We start from the raw sequence: 20,248 nt of genomic DNA, 5'->3' as shown, positions 1-20,248 counted from the left end.
CTTCCTTACTCCATACGTGATATAAACCGGTCAGACAGCAGTTTATATAAAGCAGGTTCCACTCCTAAAAAGTTTCTGCATTCTTCATATGCAATTAATTTGCTCTTTTGTATGGCTGCACCCGGTCTTTTAACTGCCCTGATAAGAATATTCTTAGGGGTATGTTCCATATCAATAAACTCCAGAATCTGTGTTTTATAACCTACTAATTCCAGTATTTCTGCTCTTAAGGCATCGGTGGTAAGGGCTGCAATACGCTCCTTTATAAGTCCATAGTGCAGTACCGGGTTAAGCAGGTCATTGCTAATCTGTGAATTAAGTTCATGCTGACAGCAGGGTACTGATAATATGACATCTGCATCCCAAAGTACCGCTTTATGGAGTGCGTAATCCGTAGCTGTGTCACAGGCATGGAGGGTCACTACCATATCAATCTTACCGGCACCTTCATAAGAAGCAATGTCGCCTTCTAAAAAGGTTAGTTTATCATAGCCGTAACGGGCGGCAAGTTTATTACAGTCTTCAATCACCTTTTTCTTTAAATCCAGTCCGATAATACGTATGGGATAGTCCTTTAATTCTTTCAAATAGTAATACATGGCAAAGGTCAGATAAGACTTCCCGCAGCCAAAATCAATAATTGTAAGTTCCCTGTCTTTATCAAGAAATGGCAGGATATCTTCTATAAATTCCAGAAAACGGTTTATCTGTTTGAACTTATCGTATTTTGGTTTTACAATCTTTCCTTCCGACGTCATTACTCCCAAATCAACAAGAAAAGGGACCGTATTTCCTTCTTTAAGGATGTATTCCTTCTCTCTGTTATGCTCAAGTGCCGGAGCCATCTGCCTTTGTCCCTCATAATTCTTAACCTTTATGCTAGATTTACCTTTTTTGCTGATTAATACAGTAATCTGCCTGCTCTGTGTCCTTAAAAGGAGTTGCTTCATATATGAATTTAACCATTCAGACAATTTGTCAAGCAGCTCCTCCTTAGTATAATTACTGTGGAAAACCTGCTTGTCACGAAATTCAGTCGCCTGAAATATGAGATTGTCTTTTACCATTACCGACCGGATCTTAATCTTACTGATTTCGGAACCAGCAGGAGGATTACTAAGTATCATATCTATAAATTCTATATTTAAATTATTGCTTATTATCTCTATTATATTCTGATCTGCCATAACTTTGCCCTTCATTCCTTGCAGCCCGCGGGCTGTCTTCTAATCTTCTTTATGTATTTTATCATATAAGCTAAAATATTCCTACTATTTTTAAAAACTTCCTGTTCTTTATTTATGCACGGTTCGCTTTCATAAGCATATATTGATAAATAAAATGATACCAAAATCCAAGGAGGATCTAATGAAATATTCCTTGCCTGAATATTCACCCTTTAATAATCCCAATGACCAAGAAGCTAATATTAGTTTCACGGGCAGTATGAAGGCCGCATCAAGAAGAGGAATCCCAAATTATTCGACTGTGTTGCCAAGTAATTCAACTGGAAATTATTATAAACCATCCTCGAATCCAAATTACTCGGACATGACAGGTAATGCGTCGAAGTCTTTTCCTGACCTTGTTAATATGCAGACTCAACCTAGGACTACCACTCCTTCGATGCCTGGTTCACCGGTACCAGGTACCCAGATCCCGCCAATTCCTGATACTTTGACACCGGGAATACCATCTTCGCCAGGTACAGCCGCACCCGGTATGCCAAGTGGTCCTGGCACTCCATCCAGTCCAGGTGTTCCAAGGACTACCACTCCTTCGACTCCGGGTTCTACAGGTCCCTCAAGACCGACAACGCCTTCTCCAGGCACTTCACCTTCCATTCCAATCATGCCAAGGCCTGTAGCTCCAAATATACCCCAGATTACTCCGATACCTAATAATCCAAGCCGTACAATGCCTGAAACACCAGGTGCTCCAGGATCTGTACCTTCCAACCCGGCAACACCAAGGACTACTACTCCACCTGCTCCAAGAACCACTCCAGGTATGCCGGCTGCTCCGACTACCCCTAGAACCACTCCGGGTATGCCGACTGCTCCAAGGACTACTCCAGGTATGCCGACTGCTCCAACTGCTCCAAGGACTACTCCAGGTATGCCGACTGCTCCAACTGCCCCTAGAACCACTCCGAGTATGCCTGCTGCTCCGTCTACACCTAGAACCACTCCAGGTATGCCGACTGCTCCAACTGCTCCAAGGACTACTCCAGGTATGCCGACTGCTCCGTCTACACCTAGAACCACTCCGGGTATGCCGACTGCTCCGTCTACACCTAGAACCACTCCGGGTATGCCGTCGACTCCGTCTACACCTAGAACCACTCCGGGTATGCCAGCTGCTCCGTCTGCCCCTAGAACCACTCCGGGTATGCCGTCGACTCCGTCTGCCCCTAGAACCACTCCGGGTATGCCGGCTACTCCGTCTGCCCCTAGAACTACTCCCGGTATGCCGACTACTCCGGGTTCCGTTCCGACTATGCCGACTGCTCCTAATATGCCTGCTATGCCGTCGACTCCGACAGTTCCGGCACCTCCAAGAACCGTTCCTGGCGCACCGGCAGTACCCAGAACAACGACGCCAGGTACTCCAACCATGCCGGGTACCACTTCACCTTCTATACCAAGACCAATTACCCCTACTATGCCAACTGCACCTACAGCACCTGTGCCTAATATGATTTTCCAGTCCAGACCGGCAGCACCATATCAGGAATCCTATGCTAATTATACTGACAGCCGGTCAGATTATGATTATGCCCCATTCCCGCCATATGGAAATAATGGGCTTTATATCTCGGATATGAATCCTTACCGCGTTCCCATGGGTGTTCCCATGATGCCTTTGTATGGCTATGACAACTGTGAAGATGCCGATAAAGACTGGGATTATATGAAACAGATGTATCCTATAATAGCCAGAAAGCTACTTGTCGATATTGAAGATGAATGCGATAAACTTGAATACGACGGCAGCTGTATGTTTGACGAATATCCAGATAAAGTTTATCTTGGACGCATTGTAGATAAAATTTACAACAAGTTTAAATATATGGAAGAAGACGAGGTTAATTCCGAAAGTATTAATACGGCAAACCCAATACATGGTACAGAAGAAGCTTCCTTGAAATTCAACCAATATAATTCCGATTGGGATTACCGCCGTGACCGTTACGACCGCCGTGACCGCAACCCCAGATGGGTAAGGGATCTCATAGAAGTATTATTATTTAACGAAATCTTAAATCGCCGCAGACGTTACAGAGGAAGAAAACGCTGGTTCTAAAACAATTTCCTTTACCAATCCCAAACGAAAAATTGTTAATGCTAAAATGTAATGCTCCCCATATCGCAGACAGATTATTATACCTGTGTGCTGTCCGGGGAGCATTTATTTCACCGTATTTATTGTAGTTTTATTATCTCTTTAAGCTAGACTGATAAAGTACTAATAACCACCGTTAATTACCGGCGTTCCTAAATATACATTCGTACTGTCGGTAGTTTCGTCATAATTAATAGCAACATGAATATTAATTTTAGTTCCTAAAGAGGTCACATATTCATCCAAAAGTCCGCTGTAAGCATATATGGTAAATAAATTTTCCTTTCTGTTCTCATAAGCAATCTTACCCTCCAGACTGTCAATCATACTGTCTGCAATCTTATTCATGTTGGCAAGACTTAATTTTCCCTTATAATTACTGCATAGCTGCATGTTTGTCTGTATATCCGAGGCTTTTAGATCTTGAAATATCTTCTTTAGTATATCCCTGTACTTTAAGGCGCTATCCATATTTTTATATAATTTAAGATTAACGATCAGATAATGATTTAAGTTTGTTAAGCCTTTCTGATTTTCTTTATCCATACTTACAATTTTAATCAGGGTTTCCGCATTTTTGCCTTTCTTCTGCGCATAAACTTCACTTTCATTACCATTTCTATTAATGGTCACATCCTTGCTGGCATCCAGTCCAATCTGGTTTGCTACATATAAAATGAGTTCTTTTTTATCTGACTCGCTTAAATATTGATTACCATAATTTGCAACCATCTCCAATTCAAAAGAGGAAACCTCTGCGTTCGTGCTTACAAACGCTTCCAGTATATTGTGCTCCGGCTTAAGCATCGAGTTTACCGCAACCTGCATGATTACGGCGATCCATAGTACACCTATAACATATATTGTAAACTTTGATTTTTTCCCAACGAACAATGATTTCAGCCGTCTTGAAAAACTACTTCTTGTATTCATATTTTTATTAACCTCCAAATGATACAGGTACTTCCTTTCCAAATACCTTTCTCGATAAAGTCCATTTTCTGGAACTGCAGTTATACAATTATATCTTCTTCCATATTCTGCCCAGAAACTTGCGATATATACAAATCTAGTAAGTTAACAGTGGTTAATTGATTAAATTTTATATTTATTAAGCAGGATAAAAGAAATATGTGTCTATAGGGGGGGCGGCAGTTTTCTGGTATACTTGTAATTTTTTTGTAGGGAAAGATTCCTCATGTCACTAAAAAACTTGGTGAACCGCTTAAAGCAGGAGGAAATGAGTAAAACTCGCTGACGCTCAGACAGTTACTCATTTCCTCCTTGGCGCGGTTCTCCAAGTTTTAGTGACATGGGAACCTTTCCAATACAAAAAAATTACAAGTATACCAGAATACTGCCTTAGTCTATGATTTAGCCGAATTTTTTTCAAACAATAAATTGCTAAGCCACTTATCTCTTAATATCTCTTAATATCTCTTAATATCTCTTAAAACCAAGGCGTAAGGCTTGATTTTTCACCGGGGTCATGTCAAAATATAAGCAGGTGTCCATAGGTAGGGCTGTAACTTACACTGCATAGTGATGCTTTAAGGAAATGAATTATTCGGAGGTATGAATGGAGCAGATATACTTTGAAACAGAACGCCTCATTGTCAGGCAATGGTCCTTTTATGATATACCGGCGCTTTTTGACATCATGTCAAATGATTTCGTGCATACCTATGCAGAGGACAGTGCCTGGGATATGGAAAAGACTGAGAATTACATTCGTTATATGATTGACAGAGACTTTAAGACTTTAGAATTATTTCATGGAGCTGTGGTTTTAAAGGGAAGTAATAAAATAATCGGACGGACGGGTCTTAACCCCTATAAAGAAAAACAGCCTGAAATTGAGTGGAAATTAGGTGTAGGATATTGGGGAAAAGGATATGCTACGGAACTTGGAAGGGCAATCATAGGAAAAGCATTTGCAGCAACCGACATATCATGTATATATGGTATGGCACATCCTGACAATATTGCCTCCCGCAAAGTCCTTGAAAAAATCGGTATGGAATGCATTGGCTTACATAAATTCAGAAATAATGAAGATATGTTTTATGTAATCAAAAAAGTTAATTGACTCCAACATTAACTTCTATCATAAACTTTTATCATAAACTACATTAACTAACATCATTAACTAATAACATCAACCGTTAACCTTGACATCACACGCCCCACGCCAGCCCCTTTATTATTGATATAAATTATTCTAATCACCCAAACAGACACAATTCAAAGATAAAAAACACTTGATAAAATCAGCTAATAACCCCTAATAAGAAAGCATGATTATGATATCTTTCATAAGCGCTTAATTCTGAGTCTGCCAATTCATTTATGACTTTTGCAGGTGGCTCAGAGTGAGAAGGCACACTGTCTGACGAGCTCTGCGAGGAGTTTGTGCCTTCTCACTCTTGCTTTGCCACCTGCAAAAGTCATTAATGAATTCAGACGAAGAATACTAAGCTTATGAAAGATATCATAATCGATGCTTTCTTCACAGCCTAAAAAACTGATTTTATCAAGTATCCAATAAACTTAAACTTCAAGATAAACACTAAACCACCTGAAGCCTTCAATTAATCTTCAATTAAATTAATCCTTCTGATATGCCTTTCATCATTAGAAAAAGGAGTATCAAGGAATGTATCCACAATCTTCAGTGCGTGGCCGGCACCCACTACCCTGGCTCCCATAGCAAGAATATTAGCATCATTATGGGATTTGGTGGCTTCTGCGCTGAAACAGTCATGGCAGAGGGCTGCACGGATTCCTTTGATCTTATTGGCAGCAATGGAAATACCGATTCCAGTTCCACAGATTAAGATGCCAAGTTCACATTCTTTGCTTAAAACAGCTTCCGCCACTTTTTTTGCATATACCGGGTAATCACAGGATTCGTTGGTGTAAGTACCAAAATCCTTATATTCTATACTTCTTGACTTTAAATGTTCCATTACTTCCTGCTTTAATTCAAAACCACCGTGGTCACAACCAATTGCTATCATACGATTTCCTCCTCGTTAAGTTTATATACGGTTTTTTTCACTATTCGTGCAAGTTCGATATAACATTCTTCATAATCAATTAACGTTCCGCCATAAGGATCGGTAACATCACCGCTTTCCCCTACAAATTCTTTAATTGTATAAACATTATCTGTATTATGGAAGGTCTCAAGGACACTTTTTTTCTGTTTGTCTGTCATGGTAAGTATAAGAGTATTCTCATCAATATCTGAATTCTTAAGCCCTTTTGAAATATGTCCCTCAAGCTGTAGATTATGGCTTTTTAAAACCGTATCTGCCTTTGGATTGGAGGGCTCTGAAAACAGCACTACCAGTCCTCTGGACATAACCTTTATATCACTGTTGGTTTCCAGACTTTTATATATTGTTTCTGCCATTGGACTCCTGCAAGTATTACCGGTGCATACAAATATGATTTTTTCATATTTAATCATATAAACCTCTTTTCCGGATATGAGACTGATAATATCCATCCTGATTTTAACTTTAATTGAACCAGTCCTAAACTTTTTCGATATGATACCCTGCGGCTTTTAACAACCGGTTCATTATGGCTTGTCCTAACTGGTTATTATCAAAACTTTCCGTAAAAATATAGTCTGCTCCTTCGGAATCAAACTCTCTTAAAATTTCAAACAAACCCCTGGCTATAGTGCTTTCATCTTTTCGTGTTCCAATGGTCTTAACTATGCCCTCTTCGTAAAGGGCATAGGTTTCATCCGTGGCAATAATTCCAACTTTAAAACCAGATTTCATTTTTTCTTTGGTAATTATATTAATTGCTCTTATCACATTATCACTATTACCTTCATAAATGGTAAGATCACCCTTTGGTGCATAGTGCTTATACTTCATGCCGGGTGCCTTGGGTTTTATGCTTAAGTCCTGTACTTTAGCAAGGACCGCTTTGTCAAATTCAACTTCACCTATGATCTCTGATATCATCCCTGCGGTAATATAGCCCGGTCTTAAAATAACCGGTACAGCTGAGGTTACATCTACTATGGTAGATTCAAGTCCGATTTCCACCATTCCTCCATCTATAATCATATCAATGATTCCATTAAAATCTTCAATTACATGGGCTGCCCTGGTTGGACTGGGTCTGCCGGATATATTGGCACTGGGTGCAGCAATATATAGACCGGACCTTTTTATTAATTCCCTGGCAATGGGATGGGAGGGCATTCTGATTGCAACCGTATCCAAACCACCCGTAGTACTATAGGGTACCTTGCTGCTTTTATTAAATATTAAGGTAAGAGGACCGGGCCAGAAGGCTTTCGCAAGTTTAATTCCATTTTCCGGACAGTCCGCAGTGAGTTCCTTAAGAGCCTCTAAATCCGCTATGTGAAGAATCAAAGGGTTATCTGATGGTCTGCCTTTGGCCTCATATATCTTTTTGGAGGCATTCCCATCTAAACCGTCTGCTCCCAAGCCATATACGGTTTCCGTAGGAAATGCCACCAGTCCCCCTTTTCGTAAAACCTCTGCTGCTTCTTCTATATCCGTTTGATTGATATTACTGCTATCTATTGTTACTATCCTGGTATTTATTTTCTTATTCATCTTCGCATTTGCTTCTGTATTCAGCTTTTCTTTCGTTTTTGCATTCATCTTTGTACTCATCTTTATATCCATTCCGGTTACTTATCAGTCCAGTAGTAATCCCTGGTTATCCACGATGCAAAACTCCCAAAAGGAGTCTATTTATATTATCAAATGACATTATAGCACTAACGAATGTATTATTCCATCATTATTTGCCCTGATAGCCATTTAGGTAGGAAAGAAGGCCCAGATGTATGGCAAATGCCATTTCCTCCTGGTAACTCTCCTCTGTTAACAGGGTTGCTTCCGTACTGTTGGACAAATAACCACATTCCACAATAACAATGGGGCATTCCACTTTTTTAAGCATATAATAGCTGTCATTGGCTTTTGCTACACGTTTATTGCCGTCCTTTAAGCTTTTCTTTAACTGTTCCTGCATCGTCTCTGCAAATTCTTTACCCTCCCTGGAATTATTATAATAAAACACCTGGGAGCCCTTAATACTTTCCTGGGTAAAACTATTCTGATGTATACTAATTGCTAATACCGCATTGCTCTTATTAATTAAATCAACCCGGTTTCTCATATCTGCCACTTTTTTATTAGGGTCGCTGTCCGAGTACAAACCGCTGTCATCCTCCCGTACCATAATTACATTAATATCATTTTGCTCCAGCAGGGTCTTTAATTTCTTAGCAATACTTAAATTAATATCTTTTTCCAGTGCCCCGTTAATACCTACCTTGCCGGGGTCCCGTCCTCCATGACCGGCGTCTAAAACAATTGATATTTCATGTCTTTTCATCTTACTATCCGGTGAACTTCCTGATTCCTTTTCTCCGGTTTGTTCTGCCGGTCTTATTGCATGTTCCGCTCGTTTCATAACATCAATTGCCGGATTGGCCAACAAAATGACAGCTAACGCCACCATAATAAAAAACAAAATATTAAAATATTTTTTAAATCCTTTCCTTTTCATAACCTTTACCAGATTCCAGACTTTAGTATATTCTATGAAAAGAAAGACCCTGCTATGAATAGAGTTGTCTATTTTATATATTTATTAATTATATTCCAGATTTTACTGTCCTCAAGACCTAACTTCCAGCAAGCGATACCTGCCATACCTGCCTTATTTATGAGTTTTAATTTGGCTTCGATGGAGTCTTCTTCTTCCAGCCAGATTTTATATGTTGCGCCGTCTTTTTCATATTCACCGTAATATTGACCGGTTTTTTCATCCCATTTTGGTTCTACTCCATTATTCTCTAATACAGACTGGGCATTTACCATTCCAAAAGCTTCGGAAGAAACGGATATACTGCCGTTATCTTCTGTGGTTTCCTTCCACTGCCTTGTATAGAAGGGAATCCCCATAATAACTCTTTCTTTTGGAACCATTTCCAAAATATTAGTAATGGCATTATCAACAAAGCCAAGAGAGGATACAGAACCACTTTCCTCGGAACCGGCGTGGTGTTCGTCATAAGCCATTATTACTACATAATCTGCAACAATTCCCTGTTCTTCACGGTCATAATATGTGGTATAACTGGAAGGAACATAATTGTCGATCGATAATACGATTCCTTCATTCCTGCACGTTACAGAAAGTTCCCTGATAAACTGGATATAGTGTATACCGGCTCCCTCCGGTATTTTCTCAAAGTCGATGTTAATACCATCTAAATCATACTCTTTTGCTTCCTTTAATAACTCCTGAATTAATTTCTCCCTGGATGAGGTATGGGACAGTAACTCTGTCATACTAACCTCCGTATTAAAATCATCCACCAGGGCCCACACCTTAATACCCAGGGAATGTGCTTTTTCCACATAGCTTTTATCCGCAAGGGAAGCTATATTCCCTGTACTGTCTGTTATAGTAAACCAGGTGGGAGATATAGCCGTCACACCTTTGGTTTTATTTATTAATTTGGTAAGGTTGTTATTAGCATCCCGATTGGTTACCTGATGCCAGACCAGATTGACTGCTCCGTCCTCTTTGATATGAGTATACTCTGGTGCTTTAAAGTCACTTTTTACCGAATCATAATAAGATTCTTCCACATATTTGCTCTGTACATAACCAATAATCCCATCCTTAGTCATTACCTTGCTAAAACCGTTTTTTACCACTTCGCTGGTATCCACATAAGACAAAAGATCCTCTGCCTTAAGTTCTGCAAGTATATCACTTTTAATATCTGGTTCATATCTGAGTTTGGAATCCTTTTTCACTTTGGTAAATAAATAATCCCCCCATTGGTATTGTATAACAATACGGTCAGGAGTACTAAAGTATTCATAACGCATGTCCGAATACTGCTTAACGAAATCAAGGGCGATATAGGGAACTTCACCCTTTCGGATAACAACAGGATAATCCATTTCATTTTTATCTTCATTAACGGTATAGTCTTTACTGCCTGCTTCTGCTTTAATTATTTCCGTTGGGGTAGTATAACTTAGAAGGTTCTCATTGGCGTCCCAATAAAACCGTTTATTCAACAATCCGGTTACAGTGTCATAATCCAGATAAATAGTCCCCCCTTCAGACAAAGCCTTTTTATCATAGATTTTATCCTGCAGGATTACCGCTACTTCCTGTGTATTCAATTTATAATAGTCCGTCAGATTCATTACCTGATTGCTGGGCGTAAATTTCTTAATTATAGCAGCTCCAATTATTACGGCAAATAAGACCAATGCTATTAAAGTGCCGATGATCGCCTGCTTTCCTCTTCTATCCATACCAATCCTCCTGAAATAATATAGGTACTGCTTAAATAGTACCGATTCACCTATCCTATTATAGCATTGAATTAACATACCGTCATTATTTAAATCGACTTTTTTACAAAAAAATACTTAAATAAGTCTTAATACATAAATATTTGTCAGATTTAGAAAAATCTGATGTAAAAAGAAAGGGCCGCTGCAAAAGAAAGTATCCAATTTCGCAACGGTCTTTTTCAACTATAGGTTGTGATACGGTCTGTATTCCACGGCGTTATATACAGGGCAGCATATACAGGGCAGTATCTGCCCGGGTAGTATGTGCAGGGCAGTATCTGGGCAAGTATTTACAGGGCAGTATTTGCCCGGGTTATTTGGCTTATCTTTATCATAAGCCAGCTCTTTAACATAACCATATCTCTGACCTACCTTAATTGATTGGTAAAGTTCTTCTTTAATCTATCAATCATACAGCTTAGTCATTTGTCAGGTTATCTGTCCTTAGCATTGAGGATACGGTTGACAGGCCTTATAACAGTTATTTTATCCCGGGCAGTTCCTTTTTAAACAATATAAAAATATGCAGGGTATCAAAGGGTGGAAAGATTCTTCCCACTGGAAGGCAATTCTTTCAACCTGTTTTATTTATGGATAAGAAGGTCATTTGTGATATGTCATACTTACCAAAAGCTTACTTATATTCATTCAAAACGGAACTATACTTCCCTTTGATTATATTAATTTCTGAAACAACCTTATGATATTTCCGGTTAAAAGAAATGGGTCCGGCTCATAAGGTACCCCCTGGATTATCCTTTTATACTTTTTCTCAGCCTCCCTTACTGTTTTCTTTGTTGCAAACGGTATGGCGTAAATCCATTGTTCACAGTTTTTAATAGGAGCGGTTATATTGATAAATTTCTCTAATTCGTGAGTTTTCCACACAGCCAGGCTGCCGATTACTATTTTTTTATCACATCTCAGGAATTCACTTTTGTGCTTTGCCAAATCCGTGCCCAAATCCAGGATAACACAGTCATACTTATCACCTATAATTTCCGGCAGTCCCTGTAACCTTTTATTCTTATGAAAGGTTACCCGGTTAAGGGTAAAGGACTCCTGGTTATACTGCTCCTCTTCGGGATGAAAGAAGTGTTCCTGCAAATGCTTTAAGTCATTGTTTCCACCGCATTCTATAAAAGCAGTTTTATGCCCCAGGCATTCACTTAAGTAGACCGCCAGTAATATTCCAAGGTGGGTTACCCCGGCACCGGTGTGGGTACCGATTAACCCGATGACTAGTTTCCCTTGTGACTTTTCCTTATTCAGTTTGTTCATTAATATTGGTTTTCGCAGCATAAAGGGTACTCCTATCCTATTTAACTTATACGCCATCAGCTATATTCTTTATGAAATCCTCCAAATATTCATTATTCTTCCATGTAAATGGGTTGGGTTCATAAGGAATCCGCTGACAATCCAGCCTGTCCATATGTTTTAAAATTGATCTGTATTGGTTGCCATCTAAAAAGTTGAATAAAAACTTTATGTTCTTCTCATCCCTTAGCAGTTTAAGCACTTCCTCCGCTGCCTCTAGCTCCCATTCCTTTGCACCGGATATTACCAGCTTGATATCTGCTTCTAAAAACTCTTCCAGATTTTTAGTATGTAATGTTGCGTAATCCATAACCGTAACCGGACAGTCTTCTTCCTTAAGGAAATCATTCGCAGCATACTCAAGGATTATCTTGCAGTGAAACAGCCTGCAGATACCATTTATCGTCTTTATATTCTGATATCTGTTCAACACTTTTAGTATATGGCCTGAATCATTCTTTTCCATATAAAAAGCATTCTTACCATATTTATTTAAATAGGTTGTGATAAGGATAGCCAGATGGGTTACCCCAATTCTATGCTGCGTACCGGCAACGGCTATGCTTAATGGTTTGGTGGTGGGAGAATTACCTGTTGGATTTTTACGATTTATACCTGATAATTTATTTTTTAGAATGAATACAGAAGAATATCTGAGAAACGGGTTATAACGCAGATTCTGAAATATAATATGCTGCAATGCTTTGGAGCAGTGCTTTAAGAATTTTCTTTGAATTTTTTTCGAAAGCTGTCTGTCATAAGACCTCCCGGCAGCCATGTAAAAAAGCAGGGATCCAATCCCGTAAATATCCGTCCGCTCATCCGGCATATTCACAGTATATAACTCAGGAGCTGCATATCCTTTCGTTCCTACTGAAAACGTTCTTTCCTTTAATTGCTCTTTTGAACCGGACGCACCAAAGTCAATCAGCTTAACTGTCTGATCCATAATAATAATGTTATCCGGTTTTAAATCTAAATATAAAATTGGATTATCCAGGGAATATAAATATAGTAATAAATCACAGATCTGAATTGCAAAATCGATAATAAGATTTTCTTTAAACTTAAGGTATTGCTGTTCTTTTAATACCGTTAAAGATACACCTTCTATATACTGTTCAATGATGTATGAATTGTTCTCATCCTCTTCAAAATCATAGATAACCGGTATACAGGAGTGTTTTAGATTCTTAAGAATATAAGCTTCGCTAAGTAATTGTTCGTGGAGGATATTATCTTTTCTAATTCGCTTGATTGCTCTGAGGGTTTTTAGCTTTATATGTTCCGCCAAATACACCTCGGCACTGCCCCCACGCCCTAATAATTTTATGATCCGATACTTATTTAACCAAATCTGGTCTGCCATTCTCTCCTTTCCTATCAGTATAAATCTTTTTGGTAATTCTATTATTATTATATACTAACCTGATTTGTATCTCAACTGTTTTTCCTTCGACTCTTTTACCAAACTTTTTTTATTTCTTTGGTTATTTTGTTAATAAGTATATCTGTCATATTATGGGAAATGGAGTAAATATTTAATAAATCTTTCATAAATAATCATATTGACTTTATTTCGCATTTAAATTATACTTTGTTTACAACATAGCGAAAGGTGTTCTTATACCTTAAAATAGAGCATGTTGCTACTCTTTAATTTATATATTCCAGGCCAGCACATAGAAAAGGATGTGATTCTATGAAGATAGAGAAAATTAGTGAACGCCAGATTCGCTGTACTTTAAGCAGAGATGATTTAGTTGATCGTGAATTACGAATTAGTGAACTCGCTTATGGAAGTGAGAAAGCAAAGGCCTTATTTCGAGATATGATGCAGCAAGCAAACTATGAATTTGGTTTTGAAGCAGAGGATATTCCCTTGATGATAGAAGCCATTCCGGTTTCGCCTGAATGTTTAATATTAGTGATCACGAAAGTGGAAGACCCTGACGAACTGGATACGCGTTTTTCAAAGTTTTCACCCGACTCGGATGAACATGAAGATATATATGATGACGAAGCAGATGATTCTTATGCAGATGAGATTATTAATGTATTCGGTCAGATGGATGACTTAATCGGTGAATCAGGTGAAGATGAAAAAGAAGATTTTGTACCCCTTGCCGAAGCCTTATCCATTAATAAAGATGAATCCCAGGAAGAAGAGCAGGATAATAAGAAGAGCGTTTCTTATCAGACAAATTTAATGAAAGTATATTCCTTTAAAACTCTTAACGAAGTATCAAAATTATCCGAAGTAATTTCTACTTACTATAAGGGTAATAATAGTTTATATAAAAACCCTGTTAATTCCATGTATTATTTAATTATTACGAAATCCGACCATTCGCCGGAAGAGTTTAATAAGATATGTAATATTATTTCGGAATATGGGCGCCCGGAACGCACGACTTATGCAAGTCCGTTTTATTACGAAGAACATTTTGAAGCGCTAATCAAAAACAACGCTGTACAGGTATTAGCCGCACTGTAAGCTTCCGATTAATTATTAAAAACTATATAATGCTTGTGTAAATTCGAATTTATGTAAACATCGGCCTCCGTCAATTTGACGGAGGCCTTTTTATATTACAGAACGACTCCTTGTATAAAGATTCTTGTATGAACCCAAAGCCAGCAGGGTCAGTAGCCCTGCTCACTCAAAAGTATTTGTAATCTGCGGCAATAAGTTCTTGTTTCAGATTTTTTTTTGCGCTATCAGGCATTCTGAACCAGGGTCCTGGAACGGGACAGCAAAATTGCTGCGGCAAAGATGATAACCGCAAATACGGCTTCAATTCCCAGGTTCCTTATTACAATATGAAACTGTTCTGCAGTGGAATTAAAAGATTCAATAGTCTGATTTGTTACCACATACCAATAGGTGGGAAGGAATTTTGAAAATCTTAATACACTGCTGCTCATATATTCCTGTGGAACAAAGATTCCTCCAAGGAAACTTAAACCAAGGCCGATAATATTGGAGGCCATGTTTAATGCACTTGGGGTTTTCACAAGAAAACTGACCAGATAAGTTAAACTCATCGCCACAAACAAAAATACCAGGCTGTTTAAAAGAAAGAGTCCGCCTTTTATCCCGGTTACTTCCCCCTTATAGAGAATGACAGATAAAAGGATAAAGACTGCCCAGCAAACAAAACCAAACAACAAGCTGGCTAAAATCAAAGCCGTATTACGTCCTGTCTCCGTAAGTGCTGAGCACTTAATCCTCTGGTTTAAATCCTTTTTCCTAAAGATGATCAGGATACTGCCGAGTCCGCTTATCAGCATACAGATTAAAACATAAGGAATATAGCTGTAAAAATAGTAAGCACTGCTTTTTTCTGCTTGCTTTCCTTCTACTTTAAGAAGGGTTACCTTAGCCGATAGATCTGCTGTTTCAAGGGTTTTAGCAGCTGCCTCGTCTGTGGTTAAACCCCCTGCGGTATAAGCTGACAGCACCGATAAATATTGATTAATCTTATTATCCAGCAATTTACCGCTTATGCTATCCGGAACCTTAACGTTCTCAAGGAGGTCCTCGTAACTGCCGGATTTTATTTTCTCTTCAAAACCAGTTTTAATTATCAGCACATATTCTACATTTCGGTAGAACAGCTCATCACTTATGGATTCCTTATCATCCTTTATGGATACAAGCTCCTGAGTCTTATTCAGATAGTCGTACAGACTTTTACTTAAAGCGGTATTGTCTCTGTCAAACACTGCAACCTTTATTTTTGCATCGTTATAAACCACCTCTGTCTGGGTTCTGCCATTACCGGAAAGGACCAGGGACAGAACCAAAAATATGATAAAATAAATCAATATACTAAAAGACTGTTTCTTAAGTGTAATAAAAAATGCCTTAAATACTTGCATATCGGTTCCTCCTTAACAGCAGATAACTTCCAAAGATAAACAGTACCGCAATAATCCCCATAATTGCAATATCGGTGTAAAATCGGTCAAATGTCTGGTACATATTCAGAGAATAAAGACAGTCTGTAATTAAGGCCGCAGGATTGATCCGGTTTATAAAAGGCACTGTATGTTCTACAATATCCTTCATATTATTAATCATAAGTCCGCTTAAAAAAGATAAGCCCAGACTGATTACTGATACCAAAGCTTCTTTCACATTCATTGAAATCCCGCCAATGGAACCGATAAAGGTGCCCATAGCGACACCAATTACAGAGCCGGCAAATGCAGTTAGTATGATATAAGGTATCCTGGTACCGAAATCTACCTTCAGTACTGCCGTCAGATAAAAGAACAACAATACTACCGAAGCAAAATCAACGACTACTGCACCGCAGAAATCAGCAAAGATAACGGTCAGTTTATGTGCCGGCGAAATCTCTCTTCTGGCACCCAGTGGTGATAGATTGGCCTGAATATCTTCCACACACCTCCTGCCTATAACGGCACCATACATACAGGTCATAGCAATAAGTGCGAAGAAGTATTGAGATAAATTATCCATTTTGCTGTTGCCAAAGGATGTTTCCTTATTATAACTGATCTCTTTTGTCAGAATATCCATTGCAGCAGACAGCTTCTCTGGATTGGTGCTTCCGATTTGTTGTAATACCCTCCGGTGCTTTAGATAAGTATCCAGAAAGGACTTTATAATCGTCTGGTTTAACCCTTTTGTACTTACGATTACTGAAATACCTGCCGTGTCCTCTATAATACCGTCTATATCTCCTTTTTTTAGCAATTCCTCTGCGTTACTCTTATCCGTCCTGGTTACCTGGAACAATTGATTTTCTGTGTTTTTTCCCAGCTCCTCCAATACTTTTGCAAAATTTGCGTCACTACTGCTCTCTGAAACAAACGCAATGGGTACCGGTTTAAAGTCGTTCTCACCATTATTCATTATGGTCCCAAAGGACAGATAGAAGAAGGTACCTAATACAATTGGAAAGGCAAATATCCATCCCAATAAATCCTTTTCCCGAAACAGCACTTTTAATTTGTACCTAAATAAGTGAAAAAACATGATTTCTTTCCTTTCTGAACTCCTAGTCCCTAAGTTCCTTACCTGTTATTTCTAGAAAAACGTCGTTGAGGGTAGGCAGTTCAGAGTGGACTCTGCCAAAGGTTATACCTTTTTCCTGTAAATAATTCATGATATGAATCAGGTTATGCTTGCCCCCATTGCATTTTACCATAAGCACTTCATTGGTATAGGAGGCCTCGGCAACATGATTTAACTTACTTATATTCAGAAGATCTTCTTCCGGCAGCACCCTCATATCGATAAATATAGTCTCATTATTCTTTGTCATGGTCTTTAATTCATTGGCTGTGCCATTTGCTATGTTCTTTCCTTTATCCATAATAACAATTCTAGAGCATATGGCTTCTACTTCCTCCATATAGTGGGAGGTATAAATGATGGTGGTTCCCTGCTTATTTAATTCCACGATACCCTCAAGTATTTTATTCCGGCTCTGAGGATCTACTGCCACGGTAGGCTCGTCCAAAATGATTAATTTCGGTTTGTGGGCAATTCCGCAGGCAATGTTGAGTCTTCTTAGCAACCCACCAGATAGTTTCTTAGGATAGAATTTCTGAAATTCTGAAAGCTCTACAAACTGTATGGCTTCTTCTACGCATTTTCTTCTGGCAGCTTTCTCTTTTATGTATAGACCGCAGAAAAAATCAATGTTTTCGTAAACGGTAAGAGTATCAAATAATGCCACATTCTGAAGTATGACTCCAATATTCCGCTTTAAGGAGTAACTGTCTGGGTTCATCTTCTGACCAAATACTTCAATGGTACCTTCATCAAAATCAAGAAGTGAAAGAAGGCAATTAAGGGTTGTTGTTTTACCCGACCCATTAGGTCCAAGAAGCCCAAGTATCTCTCCTTCTTTTATTTCAAGGTTAAAATGATCCACTGCCGTAAGTTCTTTATATCTCTTTACCAGATTCTCAATCTTTACAACTGTTTCACTCATGTAATTATCCTCCATACTATTAACTATACATTGATTCTACCAATACTTGGCAGGAAGAAACAGTGTTAATTGTAAATACTTCATATGACAATTGTCATTGGCTTTCTCACTGTAATAACAGATTCGGATTTAAACCAGATAGAAATAAAAGCTTAAAAAAAGAGACCGTCTACCAAACGGTCTCTCAAAGTCTTTCATCAGCAATTATATGTCTACTCCAGGAACAATTATTTTGTTCCAAGATACTCATTAATTGTTTCTAATAATTCTTCTGCATCCATTCCATGAACCATTGCAGCTTCTTCTAAGGATTCACCCTGAGAGGAAGGACATCCAACACAATGCATACCAGATGCCATTAAAATCGGGATAATTCCCTGATCAACTCTGATAATTTCACCAATTGTCATTTCTTTTGAAATCTGTGCCATGTATATACCTCCTTACGTTTATCGAAAACGATTATTATTAATTTATATGTGAACTCCTTCATTATAATCTAAGTTTTTAAACCCGTCAAGGGTTTAATTTTCAAACTACATGGGGTTATTATTATAAGAATTTTTTACTAAAAGAAATTTTATATATTTAACTTGTATTATATTCAATTTTATATTAAAATAGTGGAGAAAACTAAAATAGGAGGTACATAATCATGGCATATAAAATCACTGACGAATGTATAAGCTGCGGAGCTTGTGCTGGCGAATGTCCAGTAGGCGCTATCGCTGAAGGCGCTAGTCATTATGAAATCGACGCTGATGCTTGTTTGGATTGCGGCGCTTGCGCTTCTACATGTCCAACCGGTGCTATCGAAGCTTAATATATTCAAATTCTCAGGGGCTTCATAATGGATCCTAATTCTTTGACAAACAATACGGTTTGTTGTTTTATCCAAGGATTAACATTCATTATGAAGCCCCTGATTTTTCATGTTTTCTTAAATACCCGAATCATATAAATAAACATTTTCAGATATCTAAACTTATATTCTGCTGCCCTTATTAAAAATCCCTTTTTTCTTTTTGAATCTATCTGCTTTTGAAACCGCAAATTCTGCGCGGCTGTTCTGTAACTCTCTTAAGGTCCGGTCAAATTGCTTAAAACGTTCTTCTTCTCTTTCTTCTTTCACCCTAAGCAAAAAATCCATTTCTTTTATAACACTTTTGGTTACGGCATCGCTGACCGTATCGGAAAGAGCTTCATTATTGTTATCCAGGGCTTCCGTAATAAGACCACTCATGAGCGCTCTGAATTGATCCATTTTCCCGGAACTTTTATGAACAAATCCCTCTGGTTTCTCCGACATACCGGCTTCTGATACGGCTAAAGAAGCCTTGCTGTTTTCCCCAATGATTGCATCCATATATTTTTTGTCCCACTCCTGTTGCATTTTTTCAACTTCTTCTTTATCCAGATTACTTAGTTTTTGAATTTCCGGCAAAAGCATCTTGATTGCACGCAGCTGGTATCCTTTTTCCTTTAGGATTTTTACCGCTTTTAATACTTCTATGTCCTCTTCTCTATAATACCGGTGCCCCATTTCGTTTCTTAGTATATGTAAATCCAGTTCTTCCTCCCAATACCGTAATGTATGCTGTTCAATATCTATTCTTTTTGAGGCCTCTGATATCATATATCGAGTTTCGCGCATCGCTCTTCCTCCTCTGTTTTTTTGTAATATTTTTACACTTCTTTAATTATATCACAGTGGTTTTTCATTGCAAGATATCTAGTTTACTTTCTTAATTAACTTATCGACAGGGTTCCTCAGAAGCTTGTCCGGCTCAGCAGTCCTTGACATATTTATACGGCATTTCGCATTTTGGAACTTTTTTTGGGGAGCGGGGGGCTTCACAGTTGTGGAGCTTCACAGTTGGAATGTGATTGGATACTTGATAAAATCAGTTTTAAGGTTGTGAGGAAAGCATTGAGCAGGCGCTCGGTCATAAGCTTAGAATTCTTCATATGAATTCACTAATGATTTTTTTATGTGGTAAAGCAAGCTTGATAAAGCACAAACTCCTCGCTTGGGCTCGTCAGACAGTGTGCTTTTTCAAGCTGAACCACATAAAAAAGTCATAAGTGAATTAGCATATGTAGAATGAAGCGCTTATGACCGAGCGCCTGCTCAATGCTTTCTGCTTTAGTTTTTGGGCTGATTTTATCAAGTATTTTTTAGTTGCCGAACTGTGAAGCTTCTGCGTGAGTTTGTTG

Annotated in this window: 19 protein-coding genes; 4 read left to right on the top strand and 15 right to left on the bottom strand. The window is 38.5% G+C overall.

Annotated features, from left to right (window positions below; translation table 11 throughout):
* Positions 1–5 precede the first annotated feature (5 nt).
* Both QA584_RS01345 and QA584_RS01340 read right to left on the bottom strand, forming a co-directional pair.
* Entirely contained in the window at positions 6–1,187 is a 1,182-nt protein-coding gene (locus QA584_RS01345) for a class I SAM-dependent methyltransferase (RefSeq protein ID WP_278272731.1), read from the bottom strand.
* Positions 1,188–1,601: 414 nt separating this feature from the next.
* The gene (locus QA584_RS01340) at positions 1,602–2,618 is read right to left on the bottom strand and encodes a hypothetical protein (RefSeq protein ID WP_278272730.1); all 1,017 of its coding nucleotides are present in this window, start codon (positions 2,616–2,618) and stop codon (positions 1,602–1,604) included.
* On the opposite strand from QA584_RS01340, the gene QA584_RS01335 reads away from it, so the two are divergent.
* Positions 2,617–3,306: a hypothetical protein gene (locus tag QA584_RS01335; RefSeq protein ID WP_278272729.1), complete on the top strand. Its 690-nt coding sequence runs from the start codon at positions 2,617–2,619 to the stop codon at positions 3,304–3,306. The two genes, QA584_RS01340 and QA584_RS01335, sit on opposite strands and share 2 nt — an antisense overlap.
* 162 nt (positions 3,307–3,468) lie before the next feature.
* Here QA584_RS01335 and QA584_RS01330 read toward each other — a convergent pair whose 3' ends face one another.
* Positions 3,469–4,278, bottom strand: coding sequence for a YwmB family TATA-box binding protein (locus tag QA584_RS01330; protein ID WP_278272728.1), 810 nt, complete (start codon positions 4,276–4,278; stop codon positions 3,469–3,471).
* A gap of 646 nt (positions 4,279–4,924) precedes the next feature.
* Between QA584_RS01330 and QA584_RS01325 the strand changes: the two genes are divergently transcribed.
* Positions 4,925–5,434 carry a GNAT family N-acetyltransferase gene (locus tag QA584_RS01325; RefSeq protein ID WP_278272727.1) on the top strand — a complete coding sequence of 170 codons (510 nt, stop codon included), beginning with the start codon at positions 4,925–4,927 and terminating at the stop codon, positions 5,432–5,434.
* A gap of 502 nt (positions 5,435–5,936) precedes the next feature.
* Here the strand turns inward: QA584_RS01325 and rpiB are convergent.
* The 7 genes from rpiB to QA584_RS01290 all read right to left on the bottom strand — a co-directional run bounded on the left by rpiB (position 5,937) and on the right by QA584_RS01290 (position 13,425).
* Positions 5,937–6,365 (bottom strand): ribose 5-phosphate isomerase B, encoded by a 429-nt coding sequence (rpiB, locus tag QA584_RS01320; RefSeq protein WP_278272726.1) that lies wholly within the window; start codon positions 6,363–6,365, stop codon positions 5,937–5,939.
* The gene (locus tag QA584_RS01315) at positions 6,362–6,820 is read right to left on the bottom strand and encodes a low molecular weight protein arginine phosphatase (protein WP_278272725.1); all 459 of its coding nucleotides are present in this window, start codon (positions 6,818–6,820) and stop codon (positions 6,362–6,364) included. Before QA584_RS01315 ends, rpiB begins: the two co-directional genes overlap by 4 nt.
* Positions 6,821–6,887: 67 nt before the next feature.
* Positions 6,888–7,943, bottom strand: a complete 1,056-nt coding sequence (locus QA584_RS01310) for an L-threonylcarbamoyladenylate synthase (protein ID WP_278275094.1) — start codon at positions 7,941–7,943, stop codon at positions 6,888–6,890.
* A gap of 202 nt (positions 7,944–8,145) precedes the next feature.
* Positions 8,146–8,919: an N-acetylmuramoyl-L-alanine amidase gene (locus tag QA584_RS01305; RefSeq protein WP_278272724.1), complete on the bottom strand. Its 774-nt coding sequence runs from the start codon at positions 8,917–8,919 to the stop codon at positions 8,146–8,148.
* A gap of 68 nt (positions 8,920–8,987) precedes the next feature.
* On the bottom strand, positions 8,988–10,694 hold the full coding sequence (locus QA584_RS01300) for a glycosyl hydrolase family 18 protein (protein ID WP_278272723.1): 1,707 nt from the start codon (positions 10,692–10,694) through the stop codon (positions 8,988–8,990).
* Between the two features lie 717 nt (positions 10,695–11,411).
* The gene (locus QA584_RS01295; protein ID WP_278272722.1) at positions 11,412–12,038 is read right to left on the bottom strand and encodes a hypothetical protein; all 627 of its coding nucleotides are present in this window, start codon (positions 12,036–12,038) and stop codon (positions 11,412–11,414) included.
* 25 nt (positions 12,039–12,063) lie between these two features.
* Positions 12,064–13,425, bottom strand: a complete 1,362-nt coding sequence (locus QA584_RS01290) for a serine/threonine-protein kinase (protein ID WP_278272721.1) — start codon at positions 13,423–13,425, stop codon at positions 12,064–12,066.
* Between the two features lie 333 nt (positions 13,426–13,758).
* Here QA584_RS01290 and QA584_RS01285 point away from each other — a divergent pair, with 333 nt between their 5' ends.
* Positions 13,759–14,553: an adaptor protein MecA gene (locus QA584_RS01285; protein WP_278272720.1), complete on the top strand. Its 795-nt coding sequence runs from the start codon at positions 13,759–13,761 to the stop codon at positions 14,551–14,553.
* Positions 14,554–14,777: 224 nt separating this feature from the next.
* Here the strand turns inward: QA584_RS01285 and QA584_RS01280 are convergent, their stop codons facing one another.
* The 4 genes from QA584_RS01280 to QA584_RS01265 all read right to left on the bottom strand — a co-directional run bounded on the left by QA584_RS01280 (position 14,778) and on the right by QA584_RS01265 (position 18,462).
* Complete coding sequence (locus QA584_RS01280) at positions 14,778–15,941, bottom strand: ABC transporter permease (RefSeq protein WP_278272719.1); 1,164 nt, start codon at positions 15,939–15,941, stop codon at positions 14,778–14,780.
* Positions 15,928–17,067: an ABC transporter permease gene (locus QA584_RS01275; protein WP_278272718.1), complete on the bottom strand. Its 1,140-nt coding sequence runs from the start codon at positions 17,065–17,067 to the stop codon at positions 15,928–15,930. The genes QA584_RS01280 and QA584_RS01275 overlap by 14 nt, the downstream gene beginning before the upstream one ends.
* A gap of 22 nt (positions 17,068–17,089) precedes the next feature.
* On the bottom strand, positions 17,090–18,031 hold the full coding sequence (locus QA584_RS01270; RefSeq protein ID WP_278272717.1) for an ABC transporter ATP-binding protein: 942 nt from the start codon (positions 18,029–18,031) through the stop codon (positions 17,090–17,092).
* Positions 18,032–18,258: 227 nt separating this feature from the next.
* The gene (locus QA584_RS01265; protein WP_278272716.1) at positions 18,259–18,462 is read right to left on the bottom strand and encodes a DUF1858 domain-containing protein; all 204 of its coding nucleotides are present in this window, start codon (positions 18,460–18,462) and stop codon (positions 18,259–18,261) included.
* 224 nt (positions 18,463–18,686) lie between these two features.
* Between QA584_RS01265 and QA584_RS01260 the strand changes: the two genes are divergently transcribed.
* The gene (locus tag QA584_RS01260) at positions 18,687–18,854 is read left to right on the top strand and encodes a DUF362 domain-containing protein (protein ID WP_278272715.1); all 168 of its coding nucleotides are present in this window, start codon (positions 18,687–18,689) and stop codon (positions 18,852–18,854) included.
* Between the two features lie 162 nt (positions 18,855–19,016).
* Here the strand turns inward: QA584_RS01260 and QA584_RS01255 are convergent, their stop codons facing one another.
* Positions 19,017–19,685, bottom strand: a complete 669-nt coding sequence (locus QA584_RS01255; protein WP_278272714.1) for a helix-turn-helix domain-containing protein — start codon at positions 19,683–19,685, stop codon at positions 19,017–19,019.
* Between the last annotated feature and the right edge of the window lie 563 nt (positions 19,686–20,248).

This window comes from Anaerocolumna sp. AGMB13025, assembly GCF_029689925.1.
Classification (GTDB): Bacteria; Bacillota; Clostridia; order Lachnospirales; family Lachnospiraceae; genus Anaerocolumna.
The sequence above is the reverse complement of the archived record's forward strand: the minus strand, read 5'-3'. Positions and strand labels throughout refer to the sequence as shown.

Excerpts from the sequence above, each read along its gene's own strand:
- QA584_RS01325 (WP_278272727.1), top strand. The coding sequence starts at position 4,925 with ATGGAGCAGATATACTTTGAAACAGAACGCCTCATTGTCAGGCAATGG.
- QA584_RS01315 (WP_278272725.1), bottom strand. The coding sequence starts at position 6,820 with ATGATTAAATATGAAAAAATCATATTTGTATGCACCGGTAATACTTGC.
- QA584_RS01285 (WP_278272720.1), top strand. The coding sequence starts at position 13,759 with ATGAAGATAGAGAAAATTAGTGAACGCCAGATTCGCTGTACTTTAAGC.
- rpiB (WP_278272726.1), bottom strand. The coding sequence starts at position 6,365 with ATGATAGCAATTGGTTGTGACCACGGTGGTTTTGAATTAAAGCAGGAA.
- QA584_RS01260 (WP_278272715.1), top strand. The coding sequence starts at position 18,687 with ATGGCATATAAAATCACTGACGAATGTATAAGCTGCGGAGCTTGTGCT.
- QA584_RS01280 (WP_278272719.1), bottom strand. The coding sequence starts at position 15,941 with ATGCAAGTATTTAAGGCATTTTTTATTACACTTAAGAAACAGTCTTTT.
- QA584_RS01300 (WP_278272723.1), bottom strand. The coding sequence starts at position 10,694 with ATGGATAGAAGAGGAAAGCAGGCGATCATCGGCACTTTAATAGCATTG.
- QA584_RS01330 (WP_278272728.1), bottom strand. The coding sequence starts at position 4,278 with ATGAATACAAGAAGTAGTTTTTCAAGACGGCTGAAATCATTGTTCGTT.
- QA584_RS01295 (WP_278272722.1), bottom strand. The coding sequence starts at position 12,038 with ATGCTGCGAAAACCAATATTAATGAACAAACTGAATAAGGAAAAGTCA.
- QA584_RS01255 (WP_278272714.1), bottom strand. The coding sequence starts at position 19,685 with ATGCGCGAAACTCGATATATGATATCAGAGGCCTCAAAAAGAATAGAT.
- QA584_RS01275 (WP_278272718.1), bottom strand. The coding sequence starts at position 17,067 with ATGTTTTTTCACTTATTTAGGTACAAATTAAAAGTGCTGTTTCGGGAA.
- QA584_RS01345 (WP_278272731.1), bottom strand. The coding sequence starts at position 1,187 with ATGGCAGATCAGAATATAATAGAGATAATAAGCAATAATTTAAATATA.
- QA584_RS01305 (WP_278272724.1), bottom strand. The coding sequence starts at position 8,919 with ATGAAAAGGAAAGGATTTAAAAAATATTTTAATATTTTGTTTTTTATT.
- QA584_RS01340 (WP_278272730.1), bottom strand. The coding sequence starts at position 2,618 with ATGGTTGGAGTACCTGGCGTCGTTGTTCTGGGTACTGCCGGTGCGCCA.
- QA584_RS01290 (WP_278272721.1), bottom strand. The coding sequence starts at position 13,425 with ATGGCAGACCAGATTTGGTTAAATAAGTATCGGATCATAAAATTATTA.
- QA584_RS01270 (WP_278272717.1), bottom strand. The coding sequence starts at position 18,031 with ATGAGTGAAACAGTTGTAAAGATTGAGAATCTGGTAAAGAGATATAAA.
- QA584_RS01335 (WP_278272729.1), top strand. The coding sequence starts at position 2,617 with ATGCCGGGTACCACTTCACCTTCTATACCAAGACCAATTACCCCTACT.
- QA584_RS01265 (WP_278272716.1), bottom strand. The coding sequence starts at position 18,462 with ATGGCACAGATTTCAAAAGAAATGACAATTGGTGAAATTATCAGAGTT.